This is a genomic window from Pantoea phytobeneficialis (genome assembly GCF_009728735.1).
Classification (GTDB): domain Bacteria; phylum Pseudomonadota; class Gammaproteobacteria; order Enterobacterales; family Enterobacteriaceae; genus Pantoea; species Pantoea phytobeneficialis.
The window spans coordinates 259,002-267,290 of record NZ_CP024640.1 but is presented as its reverse complement, the minus strand read 5'-3'; the positions used below and the strand labels follow the sequence as shown (position 1 = coordinate 267,290).

Genomic DNA, 8,289 nt, shown 5'->3' with positions numbered 1-8,289 from the left:
TCAGCAGGGATGGCTTGTCAGTAACGGCTTTGGCTTCTTCCACCGCTTTTTTGATGGCGTCGGCATCGTGACCGTCCACGCCGCGCACCACATGCCAGCCATAGGCTTCAAAGCGTTTTGCGGTGTCGTCGGTGAACCAGCCATCGACGTGACCGTCGATGGAGATGCCGTTGTCGTCATAGAAGGCAACCAGTTTGCCCAGCTTCAGCGTACCGGCGATGGAGCACACCTCGTGTGAGATACCTTCCATCATGCAGCCGTCGCCCATAAACACGTAAGTGTTGTGGTCCACGATGTCGTGGCCCGGACGGTTGAACTGCGCAGCCAGTGTGCGTTCGGCAATCGCAAAGCCGACGGCGTTAGCGATACCCTGACCCAGCGGGCCGGTGGTGGTTTCAACGCCTGCGGTGTAGCCGTATTCCGGGTGACCTGGCGTTCTGGAATGCAGCTGACGGAAGTTCTGCAACTCGCTCATCGGCAGATCGTAGCCGGTAAGGTGCAGCAGGCTGTAAATCAGCATCGAACCGTGACCATTAGACAGCACAAAGCGGTCGCGCGCCGCCCATTGCGGGTTGGTCGGGTTGTGGTTGAGATAATCGTGCCACAGCACTTCAGCAATATCGGCCATCCCCATTGGGGCACCCGGGTGTCCCGATTTGGCTTTCTGTACTGCATCCATACTGAGCGCGCGGATGGCATTGGCCCGTTCACGGCGTGATGACATAAGGTTCTCCAGAGATAAAGATGGCGGTGAGTTACTTCGCCTGACACACCTGTTCGTAGTAGCCAATTTTTTCGACTTTCGCGGTTGAACCGCCGCCTTCAAACTCCGACGCCAACCAGGCATTAACGATATTCTTTGCCAGCTCCGGTCCAATCACGCGAGATCCCATCGTCATGATTTGCGCGTTGTTACTTTTGCGCGCGCGTTCCGCTGAGAAGGTGTCATGGCATTGCGCCGCGCGCACGCCAGCGACTTTGTTCGCCACAATCGCCACCCCAATGCCGGTGCCGCACAGCAAAATGCCACGATCATGCTCGCCCTGCTGGATGGCGGTTGCCAATGCAAACGCGACATCCGGATACATCGGACGATCATTCTGCGCGTCGTTGCTGTAATCCTGGACAACGTACTGCTTCTCTTCCAGATAGCGTTTAATCAGGTTTTTCAAATCGATAGCCGCGTCATCGGCACCAATGGCAATGGTTTTCATACATCTTCTCCAGCAGGTTATGCGCTCATGCCTGTGTGCAACACAGGCGATCAACTCTTCTTCGCCTACAGCCTGCCACAATATCGTTCATATGTTCAATATGAGTTCTTTTGTTTTGTTGCTGAAATATTGCCACCCACCCGCCACAAGAGCCGCACAAAACAAGGCACAGCGCTTTTTTACGCCACGAACTCCGAATTATTGATCAGTTTCATAACATATGAGCCGTCTCACAATTTTCAAAAATGGCACTTGAGAGCTGCTCATTTATCCGTGTAATGTTCATTTGTTCGCTACAGATACCAAAGCACAAGAAGACCCTTGAAGGACTCGAATATGTGTAATCAGCCCTGTATCACCTGCCGCCATCGCGCCGTTTGCGTCTGGCCAACACCACTTATCAAGTTCAACCGCGCACGTCATGGAGGTGCGTTATGAGTCAGCCAAATCTGGCGGCGGTGGAGCAATCCGCTATCCGCAAAATATCCTGGCGCCTGGTGCCGTTCGTCGCGCTGATGTTCTTTATCAACTTCCTTGATCGCACCGCCATCTCCTTTGCCGGTCCGAATGGTATGACCCAGGATCTGGGCCTCACCGCGTTGCAGTTTGGCCTGGCCTCTGGCGTGTTTTTTATCGGTTATATCCTGCTGGAAGTGCCAAGCAACCTGGCGCTGCATCGCTTCGGCGCACGCCGCTGGCTGGCTCGCATCATGATCAGCTGGGGAATTGTGTCGTTGCTGTTCACCTGGGTCAGCAGCGTAGAAGGCTTGTACACCCTGCGTCTGCTGCTGGGTATTGCCGAAGCGGGCTTCTTCCCCGGCGCAATTCTTTATCTGAGCATGTGGGTACCGGCACGCCACCGCAGCAAGATCCTGTCGCTGTTCTACCTCGCCCAGCCGCTGACGGTGGTGTTTGGCGCACCGATGGCCGCTGGCCTGATTGAGCAACACGGTTTGTTCGGTCTGGAAGGCTGGCGCGTGATGTTTATGGGTGTCTCGATTCCGGCGATTCTGATTGGTATCGCGGCGTTGTTCTGGCTGGTGGATTCCCCGCGTCAGGCCAAATGGCTCAATGCTGAGGAGAAAGATTGGCTGACCCGCGAACTGGACGCCGAGCATCAGCAGAAACAACACAAAGCTCACCACAGCGTACGTTCGGTGATGGGCAATGGCCGAGTCTGGATGCTGTGCCTGATCTACTTCGGCTTTATCTATGGTCTGTATGCGCTGGCATTCTTCCTGCCTACCATTATCGCGGGCTTCCAGCAGCAGTTTGGCACCACCTTTAACGTAATGCAGAAAGGGCTGATTACTGGCGTGCCCTATCTGATTGCCGCCGTAGTGATGTTCTTCTGGTCAAAAGATGCTACCCGTCGTGGCTGCAAAACCTGGCACATCGCGATTCCGGCGATTGCGGGCGGCATCAGCGTACCGCTGGCGCTTTACATGGATTCGCCACTGACCACCATTCTGGTGATCGCCATCACCGCCAGCTCGATTTTTGCGGCCTTACCTAATTTCTGGACCTTACCGACGCAATTCCTGACCGGTGCCTCAGCCGCCGCCGCCATCGCCCTGATCAATACCCTGGGCAACGTGGCCGGTTTCTCTGCCGGCTATATCACCGGCGCGCTGCACGACGCTACCCAAAGCTATGCCCTGCCGATGTTTGTGGTAGGAGGATTCATGTTGCTGTCAGCCGTCCTGATGTTGCTGCTTAACCGCCGCCGTCCACAACCTCTGCATCAGCCAACTTCTCTCGCACAGGAGCAACAATAATGACGTACCTGTTTAACCAACCTTCGGCCTTTGCCGCAGAACTGATAGAAGGATTTGTCGCGGCAAACGCTGACAAAGTGCGTCAGGTACCGGGCGGCGTGGTACGCAGCACCCGCAGCCAGGCTGATACTGTCGCGGTGGTGGTGGGAGGCGGTTCCGGTCACTACCCGGCCTTCGCCGGGTTGGTTGGACAAGGTCTGGCACACGGTGCGGCGATGGGCAACCTGTTCGCCTCCCCATCGGCGCAGCAAATCTACAACGTAGCGCGCGCTGCCCATAACGGCGCAGGCGTGCTGCTGATGTTCGGTAACTATGCCGGTGATGTGCTGCATTTCGGCCAGGCCTGTGAACGTCTGCGCGCTGAAGGTATTGCCTGCGAAGTGCTGGCAGTCACCGACGATATCTCCAGTGCCAGCGTCAACGAACGTGAAAAACGTCGCGGCGTGGCGGGGGATCTGACGGTGTTCAAAGCCGCCTGTGCCGCAGCAGAAGCCGGCTATGACCTCGCTGCGGTATTGAAACTGGCGCAACACGCCAATGAACGTACCCGGTCATTTGGCGTGGCGTTTTCCGGCTGTAGTCTGCCGGGCGCGCAACATCCGTTGTTTGAAGTAGAAAAAGGACGGATGGCGCTGGGGATGGGGATCCACGGCGAACCCGGTATTAAAGAAGACGATGTCCCGCGCGCCGATGTGCTGGCGGAGATCTTCGTCGATCGTCTGCTGGGCGAACTGCCACCGGGCATCGAGAAACCCGCCGGTCAACGGGTCGCGGTAATCCTGAACGGCCTCGGCTCGGTGAAATACGAAGAACTGTTTGTGGTGTATCGCCGGGTGGCACAACTGCTGGCCGAGGCGCAATTGCAGGTGGTGGAGCCGGATGTCGGCGAGTTTGTCACCAGCTTCAATATGGCCGGGGCTTCCCTGACGCTGATGTGGCTGGATGATGAACTGGAAACCTTCTGGCGCGCCCCGGCCAATACCCCTGCCTATCGCAAAGGTAGCGTGATTGCCGCCGAGCCGCTCAGCGTGGCGGAGTGTCTGGAAAGCGCGGAAGAACCGCTGCCGCCCGCTTCCGCCGAATCGCAGGAGAGTGCGCAGCGCGTGCTGCAACTACTGGAAGCGGTGACCGCCATGCTGCAACGCAATGCGCAGCAGTTGGGCGATATCGATGCGGTCGCAGGCGATGGCGATCACGGCATTGGTATGGAACGTGGTTCACTCGGTGCCGTGGCGAAAGCGCGTGACGTCGCCGCTCGCGGTGCCGGAGCGGGCAGCCTGTTGTGTCGCGCAGCGGATGCCTGGGCGGATAAAGCCGGTGGCACCTCCGGTGCGTTATGGGGCGTGGCGCTGACTGCACTCGGCACCGCGATTGGCGATCAGCATGCACCTGATGCGCGACGCGTCGCCAACGGTGTGCGGCACGCCAAAGAGGGCATTATGCATTTTGGCAAAGCCCGCGTGGGTGACAAAACTATGGTGGATGTGCTGGTCCCCTTCAGCGACAGCCTGAGTGCGGCGGTAGCCAAAGGCGTGTCGTTGACCGATGCCTGGCTGACGGCAGCCGGGGTGGCCGAACAGGCCGCGCAGGCCACCGCTCAACTGCTGCCGAAGATGGGACGTGCACGCCCGCTGGCCGAGAAAAGTCTGGGTACCCCGGATGCCGGGGCCATTTCGCTGGCGATGGTGGTCAATACCGTGGGTGATTTGTTGAAACAGCAAACCACCAGCGAGCAGGGAGCCTGACCGATGGCGCAACCGAAAGTCTGGCTTGGCGTCAGCCTGAAAATGTACTTTGGCTATCAGCAAACGCTGACATGGTGTCGGGATGTCGCCGCGCTGGCACAACGCCATCCGGCCATTCAACAAGGCGACATCGGGTTGTTTGTATTGCCCGCCTTCCCGGCGATCCCGGCAGTGGCTGAGATCTTTGCCGATACCCCGGTGCGTTTTGGCGCACAGGACGTATGTCAGGCAGCAAATGGCGCATGGACCGGTGAAGTCAGCGCCAGCATGTTGCAGGAGTTGCGCTGTTCACTGGCGGAAATTGGTCATGCCGAACGCCGCCGTCACTTCCATGAAGATAAAAACCAGATCGCCGCCAAAGTGGCGATGTCACTGCGCCACGGTCTGGCCCCGGTGCTGTGCATCGGTGAAGAACAGCAAGGCCATCCTGAGCAGGCGATTGCGCTCTGTGCGCAGCAACTGGCAGAAGCATTAGCAGAAGCGGAACACCAGGGTTTGCAAGGCAGCCTGTTGTTTGCTTACGAACCGCAGTGGGCGATTGGCGCGCCGCAGCCCGCACCGGACAGCTATATCCGGGCGGTCTGTGACGGACTGCGCCAGTTACCCACGCCACAAGGCATTACCTTACAGGTAATTTACGGCGGCAGCGCCGGGCCGGGATTGATTCAGCGTCTGGGCGGCAGCGTAGATGGGCTGTTTCTCGGGCGTTTTGCTCATGACCCGCAGGCGCTGGCGCAAATTGTTGATGAAGCCAGTGTGCTTTTAAAGGAGATCCGTTAATGAGCCGTATCGGACTCAGTACCTATGCGTTTTTCTGGCGCATGTCAGCGAAAGTCCCTCAGCCACTCACGCTCAGCCAGATGCTGGAGCAGACGGCGGCGCTGGACGTGTCGGTTTTCCAGATCTGCGATTACCCGGCGATTGAAAGCTGGTCAGATGAACAGTTGCAGGCGCTGCGCCAGCAGGCGGATGCGCTGGGCATCACGCTGGAGCTGGGCACCCGTGGCCTCGGCACCGCGCATCTGCGCCGTTACCTGCATATGGCCGCAATCCTCGATGCCCGCGTGGTGCGTTCGATGTTCTACACCGCTGACCATCGCCCGTCACTGGAAGAAGCCAGTACGCTTATCGCCGCCGTGCTGCCGGATTTTGCCCGTCAGCAGGTGCGGCTGTGCCTGGAAACCTATGAGCAGGTCAACAGCGGCGCAATGATGTCGGTCATCAACAAATTTCTCTCCCCCTGGCTGTGCGTCTGCCTTGACCCCGCGAACTGCGTAGCCGGGCTGGAGTTGCCGGAACAGGTGATTGCCAATACCGCCGCGCGCGTCGGCAATCTGCATATCAAAGACTTCGCTTTCACCCGCCGCGACGGTTGGGTCGGCTTTACCTTTGCCGGTTGCCCGATGGGTGACGGCCTGCTCGATTACGACCGGATGATTGCCAGCGTGCGCCCGGCGGAACGGGACATTAATCAGATCGTCGAACACTGGCTGCCGTGGCAGGACGATGCAGCCCTTACTTGTGAGCGCGAAGCCGAATGGACGCGCCGCACCGTGGAATTCTTACGTAGTAAACAAGATCAGGAGTCATAACCATGAGCAATACACTGAAAACCATCACCGTTATTGGCGCAGGCGGCAAAATGGGCATGCGCATTTCTGCCAATTTCCAGAAAAGCGACTATCAGGTGTTTTACTGTGAAAACTCAGCCAAAGCGCAGGAACAGGTCACTGCCCAGGGGCGTGAGCTGTCAGATGCGGCATCGGTGGTGCCCCTGAGTGACGTGGTGATTCTGGCGGTGCCGGATATAGTGTTGGGAAAAGTCTCTGAAGGCGTTGTGCCGCAGATGAAAAAAGGTGCGGTATTGCTGACCCTCGATCCGGCAGCAGCGTACGCCAACCTGATTGCGCAACGCGACGGCATTGAATACGCTGTGGCCCATCCCTGCCACCCTTCAGTCTTCCTGGCGCGTTACACCAAGGAAGAACACGCCGACGCCTTTGGTGGTGTGGCCGCGATTCAACATGTTGCCGCGTCTTATGAAACCGGTAGCGACGCGCAAAAAGCCGAGCTGAGCAAAGTCATCAGCGTGATGTATGGCCCGGTAGAGCAAGTCCATTGGGTAACGGTGACGCAACTGGCTTATCTGGAGCCGACGCTGGTGGAAACCGTGGCCTGTATGGTCGGTGCCTTTATGAAAGAAGCGCTGGATGAAACCGTGAAACACAGCGGCGTGCCCGAAGAAGCCGCCAAAGCGATGCTGTACGGCCATATTCAGATTGCGCTGGCTGTGGCGTTCCGTGCCACCAACCCGTTCTCTGATGCCTGTATGATTGCGATGGAGTACGGACGTGAGAAAATCGTGAAACCTGACTGGAAACAGATCTTCGATCAGAAAGAACTGGATATCGTGATCGCCCGTATGCTGAAAATCGACGCGATCCGCCGCTAAACGTGATGCCTATAGCGACTCGCTGCGCCGCCGTCTGGTAAAGCGAGTCGTATCAGTGATATAACTCCCCCCTATCGCATATTGATTCACTCAGATATCACGCTGTCAGGCAGGTTAACCCATGAATAAAAACACGCTCTCTCAGGATGCCGAGCTGCTGACGGAAATTGCGGTTGCCTATTATCAGGACGAAATTACTCAGGAAGAGATCGCGCAAAAGTTTGGTATCTCACGCATTAAGGTAGGCCGTCTGCTGAAGCGCGCGCGTGAAGAAGGCATCGTTGAAATCAACGTGCGTTACCATCCGGTATTTAGCACCCGCCTCGAACAACAACTCCTGGAACGTTTCCCACAACTGCAACGCGCGCTGATCGCGCTGGACCTTCAGGATACGGACGAGCAACGCCGTCAGGTGGCGGCGCTGGTCTCCTCCCATCTGGCGCAGTCGCTGAAAGAAAACACCGTGGTTGCCGTCGGTCAGGGCAGCAACGTGGCGGCAGTCGCCGATCATCCCGGCCAGGTGCCAATGCGCCAGTGTCAGTTCATCTGCGGGATCGGTGGCACACACCGGCCTGGTGATGCCATCAATGCAGACCATATCAGCCGCCGTCTGGCGAAAAAGTTTGGTGGCACCAGCGAAACATTGTATGCACCGGCTTACGTGGAAAACCGCGCGCTGAAAGATGCCTTTATGCAGAACGGCACCATTAAAGAGACGCTGGATCGCGCACGCAAAGCCGATATTGCGCTGGTAGGCATCGGTGATATGAATGAAAACAGTTATATGGTGAAGCTGGGCTGGTTCTCGCCCCATGAAATCATTGATGCCAGCGTTAATCAGGGCGTGACTGGCGACATCGCGGGTTATGCTTTTTTTAATGCGCAGGGACAACAAGTTGATACTGTGATGAACGATCGGGTGATTGGCCTTAGTATTGATGAACTCCGTAAGATCCCCTGTGTCATCGCCGTGGCCTCGGAGAATACCAAAGCAATGGCGATTCTCGGCGCGCTACGCACCGGTGCCATCGATATTATCGCCACCACGGCACAAAATATTCGCACTATTCTTAGCCTGTCAAAACAATAAATACCGAAAT

General features: G+C 57.3%; 8 protein-coding genes. 6 read left to right on the top strand and 2 right to left on the bottom strand.

Annotation, left to right across the window (positions count from 1 at the left end; all coding sequences use genetic code 11):
* Both CTZ24_RS26655 and rpiB read right to left on the bottom strand, forming a co-directional pair.
* On the bottom strand, nt 1-724 hold a 724-nt coding region (locus tag CTZ24_RS26655), incomplete at its 3' end, for a thiamine pyrophosphate-binding protein (protein ID WP_496198565.1).
* Between the two features lie 31 nt (nt 725-755).
* Entirely contained in the window at nt 756-1,214 is a 459-nt protein-coding gene (gene rpiB, locus CTZ24_RS26650; protein WP_208727258.1) for a ribose 5-phosphate isomerase B, read from the bottom strand.
* Nucleotides 1,215-1,648: 434 nt separating this feature from the next.
* Here rpiB and CTZ24_RS26645 point away from each other — a divergent pair, with 434 nt between their 5' ends.
* The 6 genes from CTZ24_RS26645 (at nt 1,649) to CTZ24_RS26620 (ending at nt 8,279) form a co-directional block, all read left to right on the top strand.
* Nucleotides 1,649-2,992: an MFS transporter gene (locus CTZ24_RS26645; RefSeq protein ID WP_208727257.1), complete on the top strand. Its 1,344-nt coding sequence runs from the start codon at nt 1,649-1,651 to the stop codon at nt 2,990-2,992.
* The gene (locus CTZ24_RS26640; protein WP_021186467.1) at nt 2,992-4,737 is read left to right on the top strand and encodes a dihydroxyacetone kinase family protein; all 1,746 of its coding nucleotides are present in this window, start codon (nt 2,992-2,994) and stop codon (nt 4,735-4,737) included. The genes CTZ24_RS26645 and CTZ24_RS26640 overlap by 1 nt, the downstream gene beginning before the upstream one ends.
* Before the next feature lie 3 nt (nt 4,738-4,740).
* Nucleotides 4,741-5,517, top strand: coding sequence for a triose-phosphate isomerase family protein (locus tag CTZ24_RS26635; RefSeq protein ID WP_208727256.1), 777 nt, complete (start codon nt 4,741-4,743; stop codon nt 5,515-5,517).
* Entirely contained in the window at nt 5,517-6,329 is an 813-nt protein-coding gene (locus CTZ24_RS26630; protein ID WP_208727255.1) for a sugar phosphate isomerase/epimerase family protein, read from the top strand. Before CTZ24_RS26635 ends, CTZ24_RS26630 begins: the two co-directional genes overlap by 1 nt.
* A 2-nt stretch (nt 6,330-6,331) precedes the next feature.
* The gene (locus CTZ24_RS26625) at nt 6,332-7,189 is read left to right on the top strand and encodes a phosphogluconate dehydrogenase C-terminal domain-containing protein (RefSeq protein ID WP_208727254.1); all 858 of its coding nucleotides are present in this window, start codon (nt 6,332-6,334) and stop codon (nt 7,187-7,189) included.
* A 121-nt stretch (nt 7,190-7,310) separates the two neighbouring features.
* Nucleotides 7,311-8,279 (top strand): sugar-binding transcriptional regulator, encoded by a 969-nt coding sequence (locus CTZ24_RS26620; RefSeq protein WP_021186470.1) that lies wholly within the window; start codon nt 7,311-7,313, stop codon nt 8,277-8,279.
* Nucleotides 8,280-8,289 lie beyond the last annotated feature (10 nt).

Excerpts from the sequence above, each read along its gene's own strand:
- rpiB (WP_208727258.1), bottom strand. The coding sequence starts at position 1,214 with ATGAAAACCATTGCCATTGGTGCCGATGACGCGGCTATCGATTTGAAA.
- CTZ24_RS26645 (WP_208727257.1), top strand. The coding sequence starts at position 1,649 with ATGAGTCAGCCAAATCTGGCGGCGGTGGAGCAATCCGCTATCCGCAAA.
- CTZ24_RS26640 (WP_021186467.1), top strand. The coding sequence starts at position 2,992 with ATGACGTACCTGTTTAACCAACCTTCGGCCTTTGCCGCAGAACTGATA.
- CTZ24_RS26635 (WP_208727256.1), top strand. The coding sequence starts at position 4,741 with ATGGCGCAACCGAAAGTCTGGCTTGGCGTCAGCCTGAAAATGTACTTT.
- CTZ24_RS26630 (WP_208727255.1), top strand. The coding sequence starts at position 5,517 with ATGAGCCGTATCGGACTCAGTACCTATGCGTTTTTCTGGCGCATGTCA.
- CTZ24_RS26625 (WP_208727254.1), top strand. The coding sequence starts at position 6,332 with ATGAGCAATACACTGAAAACCATCACCGTTATTGGCGCAGGCGGCAAA.
- CTZ24_RS26620 (WP_021186470.1), top strand. The coding sequence starts at position 7,311 with ATGAATAAAAACACGCTCTCTCAGGATGCCGAGCTGCTGACGGAAATT.